Annotated in this window: 22 protein-coding genes; 1 reads left to right on the forward strand and 21 read right to left on the reverse strand. The window is 40.8% G+C overall.

Annotated features, from left to right (window positions below; translation table 11 throughout):
• Position 1: 1 nt before the first annotated feature.
• The 21 genes from NSB28_RS19585 to NSB28_RS19685 all read right to left on the reverse strand — a co-directional run bounded on the left by NSB28_RS19585 (position 2) and on the right by NSB28_RS19685 (position 21,516).
• A complete protein-coding gene (locus NSB28_RS19585) occupies positions 2-1,819 on the reverse strand; it encodes a glycosyltransferase (RefSeq protein ID WP_109748375.1) in 1,818 nt (605 codons plus the stop codon).
• 1 nt (position 1,820) lies between these two features.
• Positions 1,821-2,930 carry a UDP-galactopyranose mutase gene (gene glf, locus NSB28_RS19590; RefSeq protein WP_109748374.1) on the reverse strand — a complete coding sequence of 370 codons (1,110 nt, stop codon included), beginning with the start codon at positions 2,928-2,930 and terminating at the stop codon, positions 1,821-1,823.
• 20 nt (positions 2,931-2,950) lie between these two features.
• The gene (locus tag NSB28_RS19595) at positions 2,951-3,688 is read right to left on the reverse strand and encodes an ABC transporter ATP-binding protein (protein WP_109748373.1); all 738 of its coding nucleotides are present in this window, start codon (positions 3,686-3,688) and stop codon (positions 2,951-2,953) included.
• 17 nt (positions 3,689-3,705) lie between these two features.
• The gene (locus NSB28_RS19600) at positions 3,706-4,491 is read right to left on the reverse strand and encodes an ABC transporter permease (protein WP_109748372.1); all 786 of its coding nucleotides are present in this window, start codon (positions 4,489-4,491) and stop codon (positions 3,706-3,708) included.
• On the reverse strand, positions 4,488-5,498 hold the full coding sequence (locus NSB28_RS19605) for a glycosyltransferase family 2 protein (RefSeq protein ID WP_109748371.1): 1,011 nt from the start codon (positions 5,496-5,498) through the stop codon (positions 4,488-4,490). The genes NSB28_RS19600 and NSB28_RS19605 overlap by 4 nt, the downstream gene beginning before the upstream one ends.
• 11 nt (positions 5,499-5,509) lie before the next feature.
• On the reverse strand, positions 5,510-6,520 hold the full coding sequence (locus tag NSB28_RS19610) for a glycosyltransferase family 2 protein (protein WP_109748370.1): 1,011 nt from the start codon (positions 6,518-6,520) through the stop codon (positions 5,510-5,512).
• A gap of 85 nt (positions 6,521-6,605) precedes the next feature.
• Entirely contained in the window at positions 6,606-7,454 is an 849-nt protein-coding gene (locus NSB28_RS19615; protein ID WP_109748369.1) for a glycosyltransferase, read from the reverse strand.
• Between the two features lie 11 nt (positions 7,455-7,465).
• Positions 7,466-8,860 carry a sugar transferase gene (locus tag NSB28_RS19620; RefSeq protein ID WP_109748368.1) on the reverse strand — a complete coding sequence of 465 codons (1,395 nt, stop codon included), beginning with the start codon at positions 8,858-8,860 and terminating at the stop codon, positions 7,466-7,468.
• A gap of 119 nt (positions 8,861-8,979) precedes the next feature.
• Entirely contained in the window at positions 8,980-9,816 is an 837-nt protein-coding gene (locus NSB28_RS19625; RefSeq protein ID WP_109748367.1) for a hypothetical protein, read from the reverse strand.
• 9 nt (positions 9,817-9,825) lie between these two features.
• On the reverse strand, positions 9,826-10,899 hold the full coding sequence (locus tag NSB28_RS19630) for a DUF6077 domain-containing protein (protein ID WP_109748366.1): 1,074 nt from the start codon (positions 10,897-10,899) through the stop codon (positions 9,826-9,828).
• Complete coding sequence (locus NSB28_RS19635; protein WP_109748365.1) at positions 10,883-11,680, reverse strand: hypothetical protein; 798 nt, start codon at positions 11,678-11,680, stop codon at positions 10,883-10,885. The genes NSB28_RS19630 and NSB28_RS19635 overlap by 17 nt, the downstream gene beginning before the upstream one ends.
• Positions 11,673-12,602, reverse strand: a complete 930-nt coding sequence (locus tag NSB28_RS19640) for a DUF6077 domain-containing protein (protein WP_109748364.1) — start codon at positions 12,600-12,602, stop codon at positions 11,673-11,675. Before NSB28_RS19640 ends, NSB28_RS19635 begins: the two co-directional genes overlap by 8 nt.
• 24 nt (positions 12,603-12,626) lie before the next feature.
• Positions 12,627-13,472 (reverse strand): dTDP-4-dehydrorhamnose reductase, encoded by an 846-nt coding sequence (gene rfbD, locus NSB28_RS19645; RefSeq protein ID WP_109748363.1) that lies wholly within the window; start codon positions 13,470-13,472, stop codon positions 12,627-12,629.
• A 16-nt stretch (positions 13,473-13,488) separates the two neighbouring features.
• Entirely contained in the window at positions 13,489-15,492 is a 2,004-nt protein-coding gene (locus NSB28_RS19650; RefSeq protein ID WP_109748362.1) for a DUF2142 domain-containing protein, read from the reverse strand.
• Complete coding sequence (locus NSB28_RS19655) at positions 15,489-15,884, reverse strand: DUF2304 domain-containing protein (RefSeq protein ID WP_109748361.1); 396 nt, start codon at positions 15,882-15,884, stop codon at positions 15,489-15,491. Before NSB28_RS19655 ends, NSB28_RS19650 begins: the two co-directional genes overlap by 4 nt.
• Positions 15,881-16,591 carry a glycosyltransferase family 2 protein gene (locus NSB28_RS19660; RefSeq protein ID WP_109748360.1) on the reverse strand — a complete coding sequence of 237 codons (711 nt, stop codon included), beginning with the start codon at positions 16,589-16,591 and terminating at the stop codon, positions 15,881-15,883. Before NSB28_RS19660 ends, NSB28_RS19655 begins: the two co-directional genes overlap by 4 nt.
• Positions 16,588-17,397 carry a glycosyltransferase family A protein gene (locus tag NSB28_RS19665; RefSeq protein ID WP_109748359.1) on the reverse strand — a complete coding sequence of 270 codons (810 nt, stop codon included), beginning with the start codon at positions 17,395-17,397 and terminating at the stop codon, positions 16,588-16,590. Before NSB28_RS19665 ends, NSB28_RS19660 begins: the two co-directional genes overlap by 4 nt.
• A 46-nt stretch (positions 17,398-17,443) precedes the next feature.
• Positions 17,444-18,355 (reverse strand): glycosyltransferase, encoded by a 912-nt coding sequence (locus NSB28_RS19670; RefSeq protein ID WP_109748358.1) that lies wholly within the window; start codon positions 18,353-18,355, stop codon positions 17,444-17,446.
• 2 nt (positions 18,356-18,357) lie between these two features.
• Positions 18,358-19,626 carry a lipopolysaccharide biosynthesis protein gene (locus tag NSB28_RS19675; RefSeq protein WP_109748357.1) on the reverse strand — a complete coding sequence of 423 codons (1,269 nt, stop codon included), beginning with the start codon at positions 19,624-19,626 and terminating at the stop codon, positions 18,358-18,360.
• On the reverse strand, positions 19,623-20,501 hold the full coding sequence (locus NSB28_RS19680) for a LicD family protein (RefSeq protein WP_109748356.1): 879 nt from the start codon (positions 20,499-20,501) through the stop codon (positions 19,623-19,625). The genes NSB28_RS19675 and NSB28_RS19680 overlap by 4 nt, the downstream gene beginning before the upstream one ends.
• Before the next feature lie 184 nt (positions 20,502-20,685).
• Positions 20,686-21,516, reverse strand: coding sequence for a LicD family protein (locus tag NSB28_RS19685; protein ID WP_109748355.1), 831 nt, complete (start codon positions 21,514-21,516; stop codon positions 20,686-20,688).
• A gap of 259 nt (positions 21,517-21,775) precedes the next feature.
• Here NSB28_RS19685 and NSB28_RS19690 point away from each other — a divergent pair, with 259 nt between their 5' ends.
• Complete coding sequence (locus tag NSB28_RS19690; RefSeq protein ID WP_109748354.1) at positions 21,776-23,659, forward strand: MBL fold metallo-hydrolase; 1,884 nt, start codon at positions 21,776-21,778, stop codon at positions 23,657-23,659.
• Positions 23,660-23,818: the final 159 nt, after the last annotated feature.

Consider the following 23,818-nt stretch of genomic DNA (forward strand, 5'->3'; position numbering starts at 1 on the left):
CTTATCTTTCCTCTTCTAATCCCAAAAAATGGTTCCAGAACTTTAAGGTTCTAAGTTCAGGCCCTTTTGTCTGATAAACCTTCTTTGCTTTGTCAAATTTTCCAAGTGTTGCAGTTGAAACCTTTATAAGCCTGCCCATACATCTAAAAAATTCTTTATAGCTCTTCTCTGTTATAAAACCTTTATTACTTGTTATATCATAATTTAATACACGTTTCTTTCTATAAAAATTAGTTGGCCTTGCCCCTGCCATGGGAACAACATTATACCCTTTGGCTTTTAGCAGCATACCATTAAACGTAAGTATTCTCTTCATTTTTTTCTTTTTATTATCTGCATTTATCCTACTATTCTCATACATCGGATAATTAAACGGTATATCCAGTTCATCAATATCAACGCCTCTATATCCGGAAGCCATTATATCTTTATGAAGCTGTTCTCCGTCCTGATTCATCAGCCATTCAGGTCCCTTATAAAAATCATTCACGCCTCGCAGGATTAAGTCAACATTTTTATAACGGTAATACATCATTTCCCGCAGACAGCTTCCAACTAATGCCCGGTAGAAAGTCTTCTTTTTATATCCTGGAAAATGAAAAGAATTATCGATCAGCTGATTCCTTAAAATATAATACTGTAAAAATGAAGAATACTTATTTTCAAATGGTTCATGCCACACGCAAATGCCATTCATTAAAACCAGATGCTTCATGTTGCGCAGTCCATATTCCACGTCATCACCCCTGATGAATATTGGCAGCGGCAGATTATCATCCTTTACTACCGATATAGGGAAACAACAATACCACCACGCATTAAATTCGGTATACTCTTCAAACTCATTATACAGACAGGCATCTAATAAATTCAAATCCAAATTCTTTTTTAGTGAATTCAGATATCCCGCATTCCATGAGGCGCCGGACTCCTCCTGGATATTCTGTTTGTCCAGTCTGAGCATTGCTCCGCCGATAAAGGCATCCGCATAATCATCTTTCAGCATCGTCAATATTCGATACGTTTTAAATAAAGACTCTGTCTCAATAACAATGTCGTCATCCATCAGAAGTGCATGTGTAACGCCATTATCATTTTTACTCTTGTTGATTTCTATAAGCCCACGCGTAAAACCGCCTGAGCCTCCCAGATTTCTGTTCGGAAAAATATGGACTTTATCAGTCTGTAACTTTTCCCTGTCCAGAGTCTGACCATTATCTGAAATAAAAATTTCCAGATTGTCCTTCATTAAACTATTTTCATTTTCCAGAATGCTCTCTTTCAGGATTCTAATATTCTTTTCAACAAAGGCTTCCCTGCGGAATGTACAAATATCTATACCAATCTTTACTTTACGCAGCTTCTCTTCTTCAACATCAGTACAATAGCATCCTCCATAGAAATAGGCCTTTTTATCCAGACTTTTTAATGAAAAGGTATACATCCCTTTTCCATTACCTTGTGGGAATTCTACCTGAACCTCGCCTTTTTCATCACACTGGACAACTTCCCTGCTTAGCACTTTTTTCAGGATATCTTTATGGATTTTTTCTATACTGCATAACTCAACAAGAAACTTTCCTCTTATACAAAGGTTAAGTTTCAAACTATCCAGCACTGTATATTTCTTCCACTTTCCCATTGAAAATCCATTGAAATAGGTATCAAACTTCACTTTTCCATCCTGCATGAACAGAATACCCTTTTCCTCCGCCAACGAGCTCACTTTGCTGTTATAACGAAAATACAACTCCCTTTCCGTACACACTCCTACTTCAGGAAATAAAATATTTTGTAATATCACTGTATTTTTTGCCATTTTATTCTCTCTCCTGTAACTCCTGCCCTGCTGCCTCAAGAGCAGCTTCTATTACTTTATCCATATCATAATACTTATAATTTCCAAGTCTGCCTCCAAAAATCACATTCTCTTCCTTAGTTCCAAGTTCCTTGTACTGTTCAAATAATGTGTTGTTTTTTTCATCATTTACAGGATAGTAAGGTTCCATTCCCACTTTCCATTCTGAAGAATATTCTTTTGATATAACAGTCTTAGGCTGTTTTCCAAACTCAAAATGTTTATGTTCGATGATTCTAGTATATGGAACTTCCCTTTCCGTATAATTCACCACAGCATTTCCCTGATAGTTTTCACAGTCCAGTACCTCCGTCTCAAATCTAACAGAACGGTATTCCAAAGCTCCCAGCTTGTAACCAAAGTATTCATCAATCATTCCAGTGAATATTATTTTGCCTGCAATATCTGGATTTTCCTTTCTAAACTCAAAAAAATCCGTATTTGTCTTAACTTCGATTCCCTCCAGCATTTTTTCAACTATTTTTGTATATCCGCCCATTGGTATCCCTTGGAAACGGTCATTAAAATAATTATTATCGTAAATAAACCTCAGAGGAAGACGTTTTATGATAAATGAAGGCAGATCCTTGCAGTCACGCCCCCACTGTTTCTCTGTATATCCTTTTATCAATTTTTCGTATACATCACGGCCTACTAAAGAAAGCGCCTGCTCTTCCAGGTTCTTAGGCTCAGTTATATTCAGTTCCTTTACCTGCTCTTCAATTTTTTTCCTTGCTTCTTCGGGGGTGCGGATACCCCACATTTTACTGAATGTATTCATATTAAACGGCAGGTTATATAATTCATCCTTATATATCGCCACAGGTGAATTGACGTAATTATTAAATTCTGCAAACTGATTGACATAGTCCCAAATCTCTTTTTTAGAGGTATGGAAAATATGTGCCCCATATTTATGGACATTGATATCTTCAACCTTTTCACAGTAAATATTTCCTGCTATGTGATCCCTTTTGTCAATCACAAGACACTTTTTCCCTTTCTTGTTTGCCTCATAGGCAAATACTGCCCCGAATAATCCGGCTCCAACTACCAAATAATCATATTTCATTTTTTATTCCTCCTCAATTTTTATTGCTGTGCTGCTATATAGGCATTACAGACTTCTTCAGCCAGCCCTTGCTGCATTGCAATGCCTTTATCAATCCATATTGCATGGGTGCACATCTCTTTTATATCCTCAATAGTGTGTGAAACAAACAATAACGTAGTCCCTCCATCCAGCATTTCTTTCATCCTCTGCTCACACTTTTTTGTAAACTTATAATCGCCTACTGCAAGAATCTCATCTACGATTAAAATATCCGGCCGAACCATGGTCGCCACTGAAAAACCAAGTCTGGCCTGCATACCTGACGAATAATTCTTCATTGGCACGTCCAAAAAATCCCACAGTTCTGCAAACTCAATAATCTCATCAAAATGTTCTTCCATATATTTCTTTGAATGACCGAGTAAAGTTCCATTCAGGAAAACATTCTCTCTTGCTGTAAGATTCATATCGAAGCCTGCTCCTAACTCAATCAACGGTGCTATAATACCGTTTACCCTAACTTTTCCTTTATAAGGCTTAAGTATCCCGCTGATCAATTTAAGCAATGTGGACTTTCCAGACCCGTTTGTCCCTATGATTCCCCAAGCCTCTCCTCTTTTTATCTGTAGATTTATATCCTTCAGAGCAAAAAACTCCTGAAACATCAATTTCCTTTGTATGAGTTTTACAAAATACTCCTTTATATTATCAATGTTTTCCGACGCCATATTAAAGCGCACAGTTGCATTTTCAACTGACACGATGTAATCTTCCATTTTTTATCCTTTCACTGCTAAATATAAAGTATAAACTTGTCCTGCGACCTGAAGAATGTGATGCATCCTAAAAGCAGTGCTATAAAAGCATACAGCCATCCCAGCCCTTCAAATCTCATAGATACAAACTGATTTTCCAGGACAATGCTCCTGAACTGCTGTATATATATATACAACGGATTAAAGTGTGATACCAGCCACTGCAGCGTTGCAGGCAGAACATCCATCGGATAAAAAACAGGAGTACAATACATCCACGCCATCAAGACCACATTATAGATATACTGGATATCTCTGAAAAAAACAGCAGCCTGCGCCAGAAACATTCCAAGTCCCAAGCAAAAAAGATACAGCTGCACAGCAATAACAGGCAGGTAAAGCATTTTAAAATTCAGTGAAATACCTGTAAAAATCATTACTAAAAGCATAGCTCCCAAAGAAAAAAGGAAATCCACTAACCCACTTGTAATCTTCGCAAGCGTAAAGATATACTTGGGTACATATGTCTTTTTCAAAAGAGGCCCGTTATCTGTAATTGAATAAATAGCATGCGTTGTGGAATTATTCATATAATTATACAATGTTTGTCCTATAATCAAATATACCGGATAATTCGCTATATCAAAACGGAATATATGTGAAAATACAATTGTCATTACCAGCATCAAAAGTAAAGGATTTAGTATGCTCCAAACGTATCCCAGAAAACTTCTCCTGTATTTTAATTTTAAATCCCTGGATACCAGCTGCACCAGCAAATCCTTATATTTATAGAATCCCTGCATTCTTCCTATCAGATTCATCTTTGCCTCCGTTTTTTTGCAAACTCAATCATCCTGTCCAGACACTTTTTATCCAAATGTAAATAGCCCATAAACAGCAGCGTTATATATTTTTTTTTCAAAGCATCTCTGATCTCATCTTTGTCTTCAAGCTGTTTGTACATTGTTTTTCCAAGACGCCTTCCTTCCTTTCTGTCTGGTATACACAAAAAGCAAGTTATCCAATAGCTGGCAAGCACTCTTGTTATTTTCACACAAAAATAATCTTTAGCCGCCTCACTCATTTTATGCGAATAATAAAAATCTATCATAGAAGATGCAACTTTTCTTTCATGATCTATTTTCTTAATTCGGCTTTCAACAGATACACTTTGGCTGACATCTCCTACCCTGTATACATACAGAAATAAATCAAGGCTGCAGATTGTCTCCGCTTTATAATAAGGAAAGGTAGCATATTCATTATCTTCGTAAAACACATGCTCTGATAGATTTATTCCGCATGATCTATAAAATTTTGTATTATACGTAATCCCATGAAAACAAAGACAATCATCGTATTTGTCGAATTGTCCCATAATATCTTTTAGGCTTTTTGTACTGTTAAAATCCTCATCATATACTTTATGCTGCTGCTTTTTACACGTATTTATATCAAACGTATAATAATGAGTCAGGATAACATCAGCTTCAGATTCTTTTAGGCTTTCAACATATTTTATCAGATTATCTGTCTCAACCCAATCATCTGAATCAATTACTTTTATATACTTACCTAAAGCCTTTTCAGCCCCAATATTAATAGTTGAACCATGGCCCCCGTTGGCCTTATCAATAACCCTGAAAATCCCTGGATACTTTTCAGCAAATTCACGGGCAATCATGGAAGTCCTGTCACCAGACCCATCATTAATTATAAGGACATCTATTGTTTCATTAATTTCCGGACTTAAAAAGGATTTTAAACATTTCTCTAAATACTTTTCTGCATTATAAGCAGGTATTATAAACGTCACAATCTTCAACATAATCAACCCTTTTACTTTATTTTCGCCTTCAAAAGCCTAAAGCTCACTACAGCCGCCGGAAACAGCAAGTAACCACTTTTGCGCAATATCCAGATACTTTTATTAGTTACAGCACTATATATCTGAGGGTATGCAGCTTTTACCTGTTTATCTAAATCCATCATCTTTCTTCGCATACCATTTCCCAGAGGAAAGCTAATATAAATCTTAAACTGGCTGGTAAGCATTCTGGAAATACTGTACTGAAGATACTTAAGTTTAGCTTCTGATAACCCAGACTTATCTAACTCCTCATAATATGATATCATTCTCATCAGAACGTCATAATGATGCTGCAAATTTTTCTGCATTTTTTTAACATCCATGCTCTGTCCCGGAAGCCCTAAACGATACATATACATCTCTGATTCATAAAAAGAAACCGTTCTTACATAAGGAATAGGAAAAAAGATATATTCCGCATCCACATAAAACCGGTGTTCAGAAATTTTTATATTATGTTCACTTAATATTTGGGTCTTAATGGTCATAGAATGCATCTTAATAAAAACTCTGCTGCTGATCTCATCAAATAGATAATCTTTTTTATACTCTATACCCTCAAATGGATGCTCCTGACGCTGCATGGGCTTCTGAGTACCGTGATCGATCCAGCAGTAATTTGATGCCACTATATCCACGCTGCTTTTCTTTAAAAACCGCATAAAATCTTTCAATTCTGATGTATTAATCCAGTCATCTCCGTCAACGACTTTAAAATATTTTCCTGACGCATTTGAAATACCCGTATTAATTGCTGAACCATGCCCGCCATTTTCCTTTGTAATGACTTTAAATGTTTGTGGATATTCTGTTTGATACTGCAGACCAATTTTTTCTGTGTTATCTTTAGAACCATCGTTCACAATAAGCACTTCCAAATCTGCAAGAATATCTTCAACAATAAATGAATCCAGACATTGATTTAAATATTTTTCAACATTATAAGACGGTACTACAACCGTCAAAATTTTTTCGTTCATTGATTTTCTCTCATTTTATTGGTTTTTGTATACAGTTTATAACCATTGCCTTTCCTATTCTAGCACAAGCCATATGATATTGCAATCAAAACGGCCTTTTTTCAATATTTTGTAATTTATTATCATTTCTTCTTAAGACATATCGATATATAACTTTCCTAATTCTGTTTCCCGGCACTGTCACTCCAAAAGTCAAAACAATACTAATACAATATTCCAGCCAATTAAGCAGTCCCAGTCCGCGTTGTTTTTTTCTAAGTTTGCAATATCTTGTAAAATATTTCCATCCTCCTCTCCGTCCATAGAGTCCGTCTCCACACCTGGCATTAACTAACACATCCGGCAGATTATTTAGTACTTTCCTATTAGCAAGCAGCCGGCACCATAAATCATAATCTTCCAAAAAAGGAAAATGTTCATAGCCACCAGCCTCAAGAACATCTTCCTTTCTAAACATTACCGTCATGTGGTTAAGCGGATTCCTATATTTCGCATACTCTCTAATCTCTTCATGTGAAAGAGGCATTTTCTTGATTCTAACCTCCCCGCCTCTCTCTCCAAACTCACAGATACTTCCTCCTACCACAGAAACATTTCCATGCTCCTGCATATAATTATACTGTTTTTCAAACCTATCTTTAACAGCTATATCATCCGTATCCATTCTTGCCACAAACTCGCAGCTACAATACCTTAACCCTTCCGCTAAGGCTTTTCCTAATTTGACGTTTTCCTTTAGCTGAACCAATTTTAAAATACTATGTTTCTTATGATATTCCTCAATAACACAATCCAGCTCTAATGGAAGCGGTCCATCTTCAACAAGAACTATTTCATCCGGAGGCATAGTCTGTGCAAGCACACTGTCTATTGCCTCCCTGAAATATTCCGGTTTTTCTTTTTCATAAATCGACATTAATACAGAGAATCCCATATTATCTCCTGTCACTCTTCTTCTATTTCATGAGTTTTTTCTTTAGTCGCAGCAGTTGTCTGCCAGTTTTCTACGCCCTCAGTGTTTTCTTTTTGGAAAAGTATCTTTATTGTGGCAAACATTATTTTCCAATCAAGCCAAATACTATACTTTTCTATATAGGTCAGGTCCAACTTAAGTTTGTCATAAGGTGTTGTATTATATTTACCATAGACCTGAGCATATCCTGTTAAACCAGCTTTTACTTTTAATCTGAATGTAAATTCTGGAATTTCCTTTTCATACTCTTTGAAAATACATGGTCTTTCAGGTCTTGGACCGACAAGTGACATGTCCCCTTTTAAAACATTAAACAATTGAGGAAGTTCATCAAAATGAATATTTCGCAGCACTCTGCCTACCGGCGTTATCCTGTCGTCATTTTTCATAGCCAGACGTGCACCCTCATTCTCAGAGTCTACTCTCATACTTCTGAATTTATACACATAAAAAGGCTTTCCATGTAATGTAAGGCGCTCCTGTTTATATATGACAGGCCCTCTGTCATACGCTTTAATACACACAGATATAATCAGCATAAAAGGCAATGCTATTAAAATACCTAATACTGAAACAATAACGTCCATCATTCTTTTGAAAAACTTCTGCTCCGCCGTCATCCCTCTATTTCTAGAAAGCAGAAGGGGTGTATCAAACAGATGTATATCATCTGCACTCCGAAGCATAATATCCGATATTTTGGGGATCGTATAACATCTGATAGACTTAGCAAAACAATATTTAAGAAGACGGTTCCTGATTCCTGACGGTATATCCCCAAGTACAATAGCCTTATATGAACCAATTTTCTTTTGTAATTCTTCCATTCCTGAATCAATATGAATAGTTTCACAGATATTATATTTGTCTTCTCTTGTCGATATTTTTTCAATCAATGCGTCCGGGCTGTGTTCCCCATAGATAAGAAGCATCTTCCTTGGGGGATATATCTTTGCATAGATCCATCGCATAAATATAACCCAGAAGAAAACAAGCACTAAATCTATACCAGTTATTTTTACAATCGGCAGGCTATACTCTAGAAACTTCCATCTTCCAATTAATGCCAACTGCAGATATGTCACGCCATTAACACACAAGACTGACAAAAACTGGGAAAACAAAACATCCATAACCCTTAGATATCCAACTTTAAATGCACCAAATGCATTTGAAAATAAAAAGACCATCAATGCATAAATTGCGATTACTGTCCAGTTCCCTCTTTTCCAAAATTCAATCGTTATTATTTCTCCGAATCGGTAATAGCTGTACCATAAATGGGCAAATACCAATGTCTGCAGTGCTATAATTATGAAAGAAGCCGTAAACATAATTAAACGCTTATATTCTTCTCTTTTTTCCATACTTTTTATGCTCCTATTTTATACGTTTCATATGTGCATATTAATTATATGTGATTTTACCTGCAAAATCAACACCAATAAAAATGCAGCCTCTATTTCCCTCTTCTTCCATTCTTAATTTAAAATACTACTTTCAAAACCTTATACTGCCCGCTCCCCCCAATCTCCGCACAACCTGCTTCCTCAAACCACGCCTCACTGTCTGTCTTTGAATCGCAGACGACATACTCTGTACCGGTCGCTGCAAGGTCAGCCTTTAGTACCTCCGGATCAACTCTCTTATTGCACATATTTGCTGCTGCCAGTTCTTGCTGCACTCTCTCACCGGGGTTTTCTGAAAAAATTATCTCCTCCCCATTCTGTGCTTTCCTGACAGCCGACATGGCCGTATCTCTTCCCGTAGCCATTAAAATAGAAGCATCATACTGTCTGACTTCATAAATATAATATTCTGACGGGAAAAGTACCCTGGCGGTGTCACCCTGCCTGTCCTGGCGTATGATTTCAACGATTTCTATAAGGGAGTCACGGACTTTATATTCGTTATCCTGCAGGTTATACCCAAGTTTCCAGACCGGCTGTCCGCAAAGGTAAATACACATGATACACAATGCGGCTATCACGCATTTCCTTATTTTGTTCTCCTGCATCCGTATCAATTCTACAGCACCGTATGCCGTCACAGGTATTACAGGCACCAGCCAGTACATCCTGTACCACTCAGTATCAAGCCCAAGAGGAATAACTAAATATTCCATCACAAAAAAATTGAATACTGTTGCTGCCAGGAATACAGACATAGGTATCAGCATCTGTATCTTTTCTTTATCTTTCTGAAACCAAATATATATGAGTACAAGAAAATAAACGCCAAGAAACGCTATACTTTCCTTCCTGCCATTAAAGTAACTCATAAAACTCTCAAAAGCTTCGTTTAACTTAAGTATTATATCCATTCCTCCACCTCACCATGCCCTGATGTAAAATAATCCCTTAGTGGACAAGAAATATATTCCGAATATTACGATACTTGGCAGTATGCAGCATAAATAGGGAATCATAATCCGCGCTTTTTTCTTCCATATCATATAAGGCAGCAGGCAGGCTGAAAGTCCCACGGGCAGCAGGGTTGACGCAGATGTAGACAAAACAGGCCCTGCGAAGGATAACAGAAATAAAAATATCCAGTTGGCCTTCTGTTCTGGCTGCTGCACGATCCTGCCAAACAGGAGCAGAAGCCCCGGCGCCAGGATGCTGGCAAGTATATTTTTCCCCTCATAAGTCCGCATAAGCAAAAAGGAGCTGCTGGAATAGGTAATATAATAAGTAACACTAAACAGCTGAATGACAGCTGCAAATACAAACATCATCACCTTGCTTCCAGTATCTTCTTTATAGAACAGGCCGCATATCTGCCACATCACTATATTCGAAACTATCATTACTACTGCAGCCATAATCGTCTTTGTCTCTATCAGTGGGTGGATCCCTGTGATCTGGCAGACAACTGCGTCCTGTATATTGTAGTTTGAGAACAGATAGCGTATGGCGAATACTTCCAGAGGATTGCCCGTATAGGGGTCATATCTGTTGATTGTGTTTGTGAACACAGACGTTGTCACATTTCCCACATAATAGGCTGCATCCAGGTAATATATCTGTCTCAGAGACACATAGACGGCCATTGCCGCTGTAATCACAGCAGGCACCAGACGTAATAGTTTCTGTTTTCCGGAACAGAGCGCAAGCTCTCTTCCCCTTTTATACCACATCTTTCTGTTTCGTATAACAGATATGACCGTCACAATAACAACTGTGGCCGCCCACAGGGCAGACAGAAGTGATAGCGGCTGCTTCAGCAATGTGACAGGTACTGCCAGAAGCTGGAAAACTGAATAGTAAAAAAGCATCCCTAAGAACACGGACAGTGAAAAAGAGAATTTCCACTTTTTCATATGCCCTGTCAGCATGCTCCCAAATGCCAGAAACATAAATAAATATAAAATGATCATTCCTACGCTCTCAAGTGCTGTCAACATTTGTATATACCTCATACTTCGTATTGTATCCTGTCAGCTTATATCCGGCCGCTTCCATCTGCTGCACATCACAGGTCCCCGCATTCAGAACTATCAGCGCTACACCTGCCTCTTTTGCTGCCCCGGCCAGCCCGGCAGCATCCAGCGGCCCGCTGTTCATCTGGTCTCTGACTGCTTCTGCCTGCTTTCGCAGTTCCACATCCCCATAGCAGACCGTTGTATTGTCCTCCAGGTTTCTGGAATACAGCAGGGTGATCTTACCTGTATAATCCCTGATATACGGAAGCAGTGTATCTGTTACGGCTGCATATCCCTCACCCTCTGCGCTCTCTATCAGCGGAAGTATGTTCATGACATCCTGCTCCAGCTTTTCCTTTGTCTCTCTTTTTTCAAAAGCATTATAAGAAAAGGCAAGGCTGCCGCTTAAAATAATCAGGAATGAAAAAGCAAATAAGATGCAGGCTTTCTCAATTTTTCTTTTTCCCATTGAAACTGCTTCGGTAAAAACATATCCGATAACAGGCAGGATGGGAAGAAGCCAAAACACTTTCCAATAAACATCCTTTTCATCAAACCATTTGAGATAGGTTGTAAGCGCTATAGGATTCATGGTCAGCAGGATATATGCAATGCTCCCGTACCCTATTGCCTTTATAGCCGGTTTTTGTTTTTGTTCCCTTGCTGCCAGCCAAAGCAGGGAAGCGAGAAACAGGCCAAATACCATACTTTTTCCAAAGTACAACTGCCTGGTATCTAAAATTCTAAGCATTGACTCACCCATTTTTCCGCCTCCCGCGCCTTTTTCTGGCAGCCGTCTGGCCTGATGCGGCAGATGATGGCTTCTTCTTTACGGCCGTCGCCCCTGATGCCGCCGCTCGTGGCTTCTTTACAGCGGTCAGCACTAATGCTGCCGCCGAGGGTATCAGGATACAAAAAATAATGCTTTCCCATGTATAGCTCTCCTGAAGCAATTTCATGAACAGGCTTCTATTGCTGTAAAATCCAAACATTGTGAGCATACACACAAAAAACATGTACACCGTTTCCTGTCTCTGCTTTCCGTCCAGCAGCACATTGGCTGTCATCAGCTGGGCTGCATATGCAAAAGAAATCCAGACAGCAGGCATAAGCGTATATAACAGAAGAGCCGGGGATATACCCGTGATCTTTGATACAATCCCGTACAGCAGCGGCAGCGGGAAAATAACTTCTGATAACTGTAATCCGGAAAGCTGCTGCCCCGTATATGCATCAAACTTCAGCATGGTATCCGTGCTAATGGAAGTCTGTATTACTGCTGCGGTGGGATTCCAGCCTGTATTTGCGCGAAACCATACAGGCACAAAGATCTGAACTCCTATAAGAATAAGCACAAAAATCCCTGCGAAACCCCATCCGTTTAAATTTCTTAATAATTTTCCAAAGCTTTCAATAAAATGCTTTCTGTTTCTGACAAGCAGAAATACAGAGAGTGCCAGCAGAAAGATTGTAAATCCCCAGCAGAATATGCCATATGGCACTCCCAGCAGAACACATGGGATCACAATGACTTCAAAAAGGGCCAGCATAGCTGCCAGCCCCGATAATAACATCACAAAAACAGTATGGGGAGTCACTGGTCTCCTGACAGTCCAGAATGATCCCAATATGCAAGGTACGATCACAAAAAACGCCGTTGTAAATAATATCTGCAGTATCACCATACGCCTGCCCTTTCTCTGTCTTTCTTATCCCAGCAGCCATTTCATATATTCTGCAATGGCATCTTCCCACTGTGCAAAGCTGTAATCTGTAGTTAATTTCAGCATATAGTTTTCCAGCACAGAATAGGCCGGACGTTTAGCAGGTGTAGGAAATTCATCTGTGGTGATATACTCAACTTCTGTCTTCTTCCCGGCCAGCCTGAAGATCTCCTTTGTAAAATCCGCCCAGCTGCATACGCCTTCGCATGTTCCGTGGAATATCCCATAATTCTCTGTGGGAATGAGATATTTGATCATTCTGGCAAGCTCTGCCGCACTTGTAGGCGTCCCCAGCTGGTCTCCCACAACACGGACTTTATCATTGTTTTCTGACAGCTGCAGCATGGTTTTAACAAAATTTTTGCCGTCTCCATAGAGCCAGGCAGTCCTGATTATGAAGTAGCGTTTTGCGAACTGCTGTACAAACTGCTCTCCTGCCAGCTTTGTTGCCCCATACATACTCTGGGGGTCCGTAGGATCAAATTCTGTATAAGGTCTGTTTCCATCACCTGCAAATACATAGTCAGTAGATACCTGAACCATTTTTGCATCCACATCAGCAGCCGCTATACTTAAATTTCTCGGCCCGATCGCATTGATCCTGTATGCCAGATCCTGCTGGGACTCACATAGATTTACATTCGTGTGGGCCGCACAGTTGAGTATGACATCAGGTTTCACGCCCCTGACCATTTTCAGGACATCATCCACATTTGTAATATCCAGCTGATCTACATCTGTATTAATGAGTTCCACATTCTCGTTTCCTGCGTACTGCTCATTTACTGCGCGGCCCAGCTGGCCGTTGCATCCTGTCACTAAAATCTTCATACCTTTATCTCCTTTTCTACGTCCATGCAAGTATAGTTTCAAATATAGTCCACAATGTATAGTACTGCATAATACACCAGCCAAGGATCAGCTGGTAATTGATGTTCTTTTTAAATGTCAGATTCCTGCTCCTGAAGGAGAACAAGATCAGCGGAAGGATGGGTGTAAAATACCTTCCCTGAATTCCCTGGATAGCCTTTGCATCTGTAGTTGTCCAGGTGAGCAGGAACACCGCCGCAAGCGCCAGTATAACAAGTACGGCTGTGCTGCCAAATATAGTCCTGGCCTTCGCATCCACATATACCTTTTCTTTTTCTTCCATAATACAGGATAAGACAAGAATTATCAAGAAACAAATCAGTATGTTCCAGGGAATATTCAAATACAGCCAGCTTAACAGCCCGCCCAGCTGGGTCTGCAGATAAAATTCCCCATTCACCTTAAATGAATCATATACCAGCCTGACAAGAGCCCTAGGCATCTGCAGAAGTCCTGCAACAGTGAACCCTTCCTTTCCGGCATAAGATACTGTATTAGTTCCTCTGGAAATGTAGTTGGTCATAACAGCTATCCTTGAAACAGCCAGTGGAAGCAGAGTTCCTGCCGCCATGATCCCCATGCCCATATAATACTTTTTCTTTGTCTGCGCCTTTTTTCTCGGAATAAGAAGGCACAGAAGAGCCAGCAGCACATAGACGATCTTGCTGGGAGCCAGCACAGCCATCAAGGCCGCTAAAAGAAGCCATTCCCGTATGCCCACCTTTTCTTTTTCATAAGCCAGGTAGAGACAGTAGCCTATAAACAGGAAGGCGATCCCGTTTATCACGCTGTCATAAGAAAATGAAGCCGCAAGCTCTGCTGAAATCGGCAGCAGTGCCACAAAGAACAGCGCCATTTTCCCAAAGGGAATCTTTTTAATTGCCAGATACCCACACAGCACATAAAAGAGAAGCGCAAAAAGCCTGCCCAGATACAGCATTGGAATACAGCCAAAATGCAGTATTCTGGCCAAAGTAATTCCCAGAGTCTGAGGAAGAAAAAGAACAGACGGAGCATTAAGCACATAGCTTCCCGGAACTGCGGTCATCTCCCCGCCTCTGTCCATTTCAAAAAAATGATTCCAGACAGTGCTGTAGACATATTCTGATGAATAAATATGGCTGGAATTCAAAAGCTGGTCTCCCTGGCGCATGAGGACTTCACCATCCTCGTTTATTCCCTCCTGAAACAGAAGCCGGCTGGAAAAATAATAGCTGGTATTAATATGGCTCTGCTCATCTGGTGCGGAATACGGGGGCATAATAAGCATATACAGCACTCCAATCAGGATAGCCGTTACTGCAAACATCCTCTCTATCTTCCACTTTTTCCAGAAGCCTCCATAACAGACAGCTGCCAGAAGTGCAAATAACACCCCTTCTATGAGAATAAACATCCATACCAGGTAACCTTTTGTCCCTTTACAAAACGCAAATGCCAGGTCACCTTTCTGGAGTTCTCCCCCCAGATAAAGTTCTCCTTCCGGGAACACACTCTTTTCAGTCATATACGCTGTAACACTGTTCTCGGATTTACCGTCCTGTGAACTGATGCGTATAAGATATTTTTCCGTCTCCACAAGCTGCAGCGGCTCGCTAAATTCAAAGTACTGGGGAGCATTGTCTATAATATCTGCTGCATTTAAACTCCATTCTCCAATTATTTCCTTAGTATCCGCATTTTCGAAAGAAATATTTAGGGTATTTGTATTTGTCCTGCCGAAGGTTCCAAAACACACTTCCAGAGAATCCACCTCAAAATCAAGCCCTGAAACTGTCTGAAGGATCTCATTGTCCTTCTGCAGATCACCGATGATCTTCCCTTCATTCGACACCTTAAATATCTCTTTGGGATTATCTTTTAGTTCCGATATTTTTTTGTCATAGATAAGAACAGCATGCAGAAGGAGCATGACTATACCGAAAATTATGGCAATACCAGCCCATATTTTCTTTTTCGTTATTTTAGTACCTTTTATCACTTCGCATTATCCTCCCGCCCCGTTTCTTTATACTCATTTTCTTTATACTCCGCTTTTTCCTTCTCTATCGTCTCTTCTACAGCTACCCTCTGTGCAAGATTAGTAATCTTCTCTTCCAGCTTTGACAGCAGCAGGCTGTTGTAAAACAGTTTTATTAAAAGGATAAAAATAATAAACAGATAAATAAAATTAACAGGTGTCTGGATTCCCAGAATTTTAGACAATACGCTGGGTATCTGCGGAAATACACTGAAAACTATTAAAATACACGAAAAGACGATCCAGTATATAGAGTATTCTATTTTGACCTTTGACTGTCTGATCTTTCTAAGCATATACCCCATAGTGCATACAGAAGCTGCAATCAGAACTATTCTAAGTATTGGTGTCATCTTTCATCCTTTCTGGCAATGGGCTCTTTTTTCCTGAAATTCTGTATGAGTATAATCGATGTAACTACCCTTGCCATATACCCAATAGATTTTGCAAAGCTCAGATAGCTCTGCCCTTCCTGCCTCTCATCCATATTAGCCTGGACCTCTGAAATCCTCGCCCCGCATTTCAGCAGATATGAGATCGTATCTGGCTCCGGGCTGTGATTCAGGCCCACAGCAAATTGTTCGATCATAACCCTGTTAAACAGCCTCATGCCCGATGTGGGGTCTTTTATCTTCTGTCCCGTGGTGATTCTGATTGCAGCCGCGATCAGACGGCTCCCTGCCATCCTCAAGGTTTTTGGCTTCTTCTCATTCACAAATCTGGAGCCAATGACAATGTCATACCCCTTATCCATCTCATCCATTAAGTCCTGTATGTATTCTGCCCTGTGCTGGCCGTCCCCGTCAAACTGAAGCACTCTGTCATATCCTTTTGCAGCGGCATATTTCACACCTGTCTGGAATGCCCCTGTCAGCCCCAGATTGATTGGCAGATCGATAAACCGGTACCCCCTGTCCCTGCAGACCCTGGCTGTGTCGTCTTTTGACCCGTCATTTACAACAATATAGTCATACTGGCTGTAATTCTCTATTAAATTATCCACGACCCGCTCTATACTTTTTTCTTCATTATAAGCAGGTATCACAATCAGTATTTTCATTCATTTATCTCCGTTTGATTTGACTTTTCACCTTGTTTATATACCCGTTCCAGCAGGCCGGCTATTCTTTTCGGCCAGAACCGGCACAGCATTTCATAATCCTCTTCACCCCGACCTGTCTCTTCTATAACAGCTGTAGTTTCTGAACCTTCATGTATGCGGTGGGCCATGAGAAATGCCTTGTCGTATAAAAAACTCCCGTCTAATCTGGATATCTCTTCCCATGCTTCCCAGTCCACATTACTGCGGAATCCCGCCTTAAATAAAGTCTTGGGGAGGTTCTCTTTTGCGTATGTCACAGAAGGACAGCAGATATAATTTCCCAGTCCCAGCAGGCGCCTTCTCACAAGCCTGCTTTTTCCCGCCTTTTTAAGGGCAAGAGGCGCAGCCAGATACCGTTTTACCTTTAACAGGCTGTTATCCTTTATAAGCTTTTTTCCGCGCAGCTCGTAATAATTGCAGAAAAAGATCAGCGGCGTCCTGCACTTATCCATCATTTCCCTGGCATGCGCAGCATATTCCTTCTGGTAAATATCATCCTGGTGGGCCAGGGTCACATAAGGCGTAGCTGCCTGATGATAAGCGAAATTCCAGTCACCTGCAATATTTGAATCTCCTTCATTGATAAACAGAGGAATCTGGTATTTTTCAGCCAGCCCGCTGATATAGTCATTTGGTGTAGATGTTGCCATAAGGATCTCACTCTTTATTGTCTGCTTTTTCAAAGATCTGATGCAGTCTTCCAGATATTCACTTTTCTTATAGGCACATATTACAAAGGTATGCTCCCGCCACTCTTCCGGCATCTTATATTTCCTCACTTTCTGCATGTAACTGTGAGGCACTGAACAGTTACAATTTTCCAATCAAAAATACAAATCTCAGCATTACTTCATCAATCAGCTTTCTTCTCAGCCTGTGTGGATAAAAAATCTTCAGGAATACATTTGGCAGATATTCTTTCCGGGCAAATAATTCCAGAGCCTTTTTATTTTTTTCCTCCAGTTCTCCCCCTGCTGTCTCACAAAAATCCTCCAAAAGAACCCTGTATCCTTCAAAGCCCCCTCCAAAGAATTTCTTTATGCGCCAGCTCCACAGACCAATGAATCCCATGTCAGAAGAAGTCACTGAAGCTGAATGTCTTCTGTAAAGTGCACATGGGCGGTTATCATAGATGATCTTTCCAAACCCTGAATACAGCATACTCATCCAGGTTCCTCTTGCCCTGGCTCTGACAGGTTTGTGGGTCAGCAGAAAATCCTTTGCCGCCTTGTTGACAGCCATAGTGAACTCCAGGCCGCATACTTCAAATAAGGTATCTATAAATTCTATTGGCCTGTCCTGTTTAAAAGATTCTGAAACTATATTCAAATTCTCATCGCAGATGTGATAGCCTGCATAGTAAGCGACAGGCATACTGCCATCTTCTTTTTCCAGCATTTCGACTGCCCTGGCTATCTTTTCTCTGTGCCACACATCATCCTGATCACTGAAAAAGAAATAGTCCCCATCAATATCCAGGTCCGTCAAAGCATAAAAGCATCCCGGATAGCCAAGATTTCCTGTGGATTCTACCACATGGATATTGGGATATTTCTCACTGTATTTCTTTAATATTCCAGGAGTGCCGTCTGTTGACCCGTCATCCCGCACATACACAGCTTCCACCGGATAAGTCTGTCTTATAATACTGTCCAGCTGCTGCCCTATATATTTTTCTCCATTGTAGCTCGCAAGCAGAACTACTGCTTTTTTACTATTCATCTTCAATCTCCATTATCTTTGCCGCTCCAGCTTTTATTCATGAAATATACCGCCATAACCATATAAATCACTGACATCATTATCATCAGGGCCAGATATCCCCATGCAGCCCCCATAATAGAATATTTTCCTGTCATCCAGGGCATCAGTACAGAAGCAGTCAGGGCTGTGATCCCACAGCCTATAAGACTGTAATACTGGTGCCGCATGATAATGATTGCATACTGGAACATTGTATACACCGCACAGAAAGCACCTCCCAGTATCATAATACAAAGGGCCATCCTGTAGTCTGACAAATCCAGGCCGTATAAGAAAGACAGCACAGGTATTCCGGCCACATAGGCCGCAAGCACGCATACGACTGTCAGTCCGCCAATCATTACAGTCTGTCTTTTTAATGTATTTACAAATACACTTTTTTCCCTCTCGTGATAACGCAGTGCCAGGGAAGTAACCAATGGCTTCAGCAGGATTCCCGCAAAAAGGTTGATCACAAATGCGGGCATAAACAATACATTAAAATAAGCCAGCACTTCCTTTGTCTCATGTGCATCTATGGCATACTTTGCTGAATTATTTATATACATCTGCAGAAAAGAATTTATAAATAAGGGAAGACATTCCAAAAAAAGCTGCTTCTGTCTTGTAAAATCAAATTTAATTTTAATCTCTGAAAATGCAGAAACAAGCCTGCAGTCAATAACAAGAAGTGAAAGCAGGTAGAGAACCGCCATCACACACATTGCTGCCGGCAGACTCCTGCTGATCCACAAACTTCCGGCGAATCCTGCCAGAAAGATGGCCGTTTCAAAAAATACACATTTTCCAGATATATCATACCTGTTTTTCTGCTGAAAAAGCCCCTGAAGGACATCAGCCACTGACTCGCCCATCTTAAATATCAGCATCCATATGATGACCTGCAGTGTCTCTCCTTCATATCCTCCCAGCGCCATCCATCCGATACCGATCAGAAGCATTAAAAATGTAGTCACAAAACGGTTCACCAGATAGTCACTGAAGGTGAATTTCTCTTTTATATCCGATGCCTGATATGTCTTTACATTAAAATATCCAATCGTCACCAGCTGCTGCCCTATTGCCAGGGCTATGGAATAAACCCCGCCTTCATATGCATTTGTCAGATGGGTAACGAAAAGCAGCATGAGAAAAGTACTGCCGGAATAAAGCAGCCCGGATACCGTGGTCCAAAAATATCCGCTTTTCATCTGATTTCCTGACTGAGCCAGAAAAAATTTCTTAATCATGTCTCCGCCTTCGTTTCATTTCCATATTTCCCGAAATCCAGCTCATACGGCGGATGGTTATGACGCTTATCTTCCGGAGGCAGCGTCATATAGTCTCCATACCGCGGTTTCAGATATGCATCTAATTTATTGGGGAATCTCACCTGTATCCCATTAAAATCCCTCTCTACAGTCGGAAAAATATATTCCTTCTGTACAACACTAGTAAATGGCGTAGGATCGAAAAAGTAAGCCATCCGCTTCGTATCCTGCCTATAATATCTGCCTGCAGCATGTTCTGCCTTCTTATAAAGTGAACGCCCTGAAATTCCAAATACCTTCAGGAATATGTGGGCTGCCCTGCAGCAGGCATACACAAGCTTTGATTTCCATCCGCCAAAATACAGAACCGGCCTGGGAATAGAGCGCAAAATGAGAAGCTTGCCCCAGAACCAGGCTGCGTAACCCTGCTTTTTCATCTCTTTATCATCATCTGCTATATTATCGAAGCAGTATAAATCCAGAAATATGCCAAGCTCACAGGGAATGTCCTTTAAGGCATCTTCCTTAAACTTTGTCCCGTTCAGCATCCATCTTGTAGTTGTCAGCGGATACCTGGGATCTTTTCTTGTATTGATGACCCTGTATTTATCCCCATATTCCTTCTCGGCAACCTTTAAAAATTTTTCATAATCCTTTCTGGGCAGCGCTATATCTATGTCATCATCCCAGGGAATAAATCCGCCATGGCGGACTGCCCCTATAGCCGTTCCTCCGCAGCCGAAATAATCAATCTTATATTTATTGCAGAGATCCACAAAATCCTTTAAGATTCCAAGCTCGATCTCCTGAAGTTTTCTCAGTGTCAGTTCATCATATTCTTTATATAATGGCATTTTCTTACCGCTCTTTCTGTCTGTTCTCATTTTTCTTTATACGCAGCATTCAGCAATAAAACATAATCCTGCTGAACAGCTACCATTATAACATTATTCATGTAACGGCACAATACGCAGTGAATAGTAATCTAAAACGTACAGGTCAGACAGCTACCGAATGGCAGACGGCTGAACTGTAACTCTAAAATTCCAGGAATCCCTGGTAATGGTTCTCCCGCTCAGACTCTGGGGGAAGTTCCATATAATCTCCATATCCTTTTACCAGCATTTCATGATTCCTGTGCATAAGGCTGATGGAGACTCCCTCAAATTCACCCTTCTGCAGAGGATAGATATCATCCAGGCTGCACACCCATTTTTCAGGATAATTATCATCCAGGCAGTCTACCAGCGTACTTTTCCCCTCGTATGCCCGGTAGCTGTCCATCATCTTTTTCACTATAAATTTGACAGGTACAAGCTTCAGCAGGTAATGCATAATAAAACATGCTGTCCTAATGGCCTTATCCTTCCAGCCGCCGTTTTCAAAAAGCGGATTTCTAATATTTTTGATTATGTACAAACCACGCCAGAACCTGACCTTCGATATCATCTTTTTGAACTCCTGTTTATCTTCAGGGACAAAATCCATGGGAAAAATATCTATGCGTATGCCATGTTTTCTCTTCCACCTGTTTTCCTGCTCCGTAATGTGCAGAGTCCCTTTCTTTGATATCCGTGCAAATACTGCCGAGCAGTCCATCTGAATATTCCCGGCTGTCAGTTCATATTCTTCCCCAAGCTCTTTCATAGCTATGGATATAAATTTCTCGTATTCATCTCTGACCATAGCCACATCCACATCATCATCCCAGGGAATAAACCCCTTATGCCTTACGGCTCCTATCGCTGTACCGCCATAAGCAAAATACTTCAGATCGTGCTTTTCACAGATTCTGATAAATTCTATTAAGATCTCCAATTCGATCTCTTTCACCCGTTTTAAATCTTCCGGCCTGTATTCTCCAAACATAAAAACTGCTCCTTTATCTGCTCCTGCCTCTGAATATCAAAATCCGACACCCTGCGACAGCCCAATAGTTGGATTATAACATGAATATTTATCTTATTCAACTTTGCCCTTCATCTATTTATAAAGATTTTAGAACACCAGAATTTAGAACGCCATTCACAAAAAGTTATGTAAATATATCTCCCGTGCTCGTTGAAATAAATCACGATATATGTTAGTATTTTAATAAGAAGAAGTATATAAAGGAGTATGAAACGAAATGAGAAAAAAGATACGGAGTGTTTTTCTGATTGCTGCTCTGTTAGCGGTAACGTGCATGGCATCAGCGTTTACTTCAAAAGCTCAGGGGCAGACCAGGATCCACTTCATAGCAATTGAGGGCCAGCAGGATGCCATACTGCTGGAAAGCAACGGCCATTTCGGCATGGTAGATTCAGGTGAGGATACTGATTACCCTGATGGCAGTGACCCAAGATATCCAGGTCCCGACAGCCGTCCAAAGATTGTGACATGGGGCGGCAGTGAAGCTGCTGTGATTAATTATCTGCGGAGTGTCGGTGTCACGAAGCTGGATTTTTATATTGGCACACATGCCCACAGTGACCATATTGGCAGTGCCGATGAGATATTGGAAGTATTTGGAGCAGAAAGGATTTATCTGCGAGAATACGATGACAGTTATATAACGGGTGTATATAGCCTCTGGGACAACCAGTATTGTTATGACCATGTTATGGAGACAGCTGCCAGGCTGAATATTCCTGTGATCCAGAATTTCACTGCAGAAAACAGTCATTTTACCATGGGAGAGATGACCATTGATTTACTGAATACCGAGAGGGAGTACGATGCGCTGGGCCGTGTAGTTACCAGGCCTGATGATAATTATAATGCCCTGGCCGTAAAAGTTTCAGCAAATGGATTAAGTGCTCTTCTTGCTGCGGACATCAACAATTATGCGCCTACCTATATTGAATCAAAGGTAGCTTCCCAGGTGGGCAAAGTGGATCTTCTAAAGCTGGCGCACCACGGCCTGTCAGGTTCTAATTCTTCAGTATTTTTAAATACGCTGAATCCTCAGTATGCGGTAGTGACAGGACCTTTAAGCAGTGTCATGTCCTCCACTTCAAAAGATCTTCAGAGTCTTGGAACTACGCTTTATTCCACTAACGGGCTTCCGGCTAACAGCGCTATTATCGCCTATATGAATGCCGGCAGTTCTGAAATTGAAATGGCCATCCCCGGTCAGGAGAGTGTCCGCACTGAGATGATTGGAAATAAAAAAGTTCTCCGTCTCTACAATGGTTCTGATCAGGCTGTTACCGATGCTGATAAATGGATTCTGATCAACAATAACTATTACCTGACAGATTCTGAAGGATACCTTGTCACAGGCTGGAAAAAGGTCCGCGGGAAATGGTATTACATGCAGCCCGACGGAATCATGGTCAAAGACGTTACAAGGATAAACGGCAAGCTCTACTCCTTTAACGCAAGCGGTGCCATGTCCTCAGGCGGCTGGACAAAGGGTGAAAAATACTGGAGTTTTGCTAATTCAAACGGAATCTGTAAGACAGGATGGATCAGCTCCAAGGGCAGCTGGTATTATATGGATGCAGATGGCACTATGGGTGAGAACGAGTGGGTGAAATCTAACGGGAAATGGTACTATCTGCGAAGCGGCGGCAAAATGGCAGTCAGCAGCTGGCTATATATAGATGGGATTTATTATTACGTGAACGCCAGCGGCGTTATGCAGGCAAATACCTGGATCAAATCAAACGGTATATGGTACTACCTGAAATCGAATGGTTCCATGGCTGAGAATGAATGGATACGTTTGAATGGGAAATGGTATTACCTGTCCAACAATGGACGTATGATAGCAAACGGCTGGTCTTATATAAATGACAAATACTATTATTTTGACCAGAGCGGAGTCATGAAGGCAAATACCTGGGTGAAATCAGGGGGCATATGGTACTATCTGAAATCAGACGGTTCTATGGCTGAAAATGAGTGGATATATACAGGCGGGAAATGGTATTATCTGTCCGATAATGGCAGAATGCTGGCAAGCACCACAGCAAATATTGACGGTGTTCAATACACCTTTAATTCCAGCGGTGCCTGGGTGAAATGATTAATCCCTGCATATTCAAAAGGGAGCGTTGCAAATAGCTGAGCAATCATCTATGGAGCGATGCTCCTTTTTTGCATCCTCCCGAAGGGGGTTCTTCTATAGGGAATGAAGTTTCCTATAGAAGAACAAAAAAATGAGCCATTGCCAGGATAGATTGTC

This window comes from Murimonas intestini, from assembly GCF_024622195.1.
Lineage (GTDB): Bacteria > Bacillota > Clostridia > Lachnospirales > Lachnospiraceae > Murimonas > Murimonas intestini.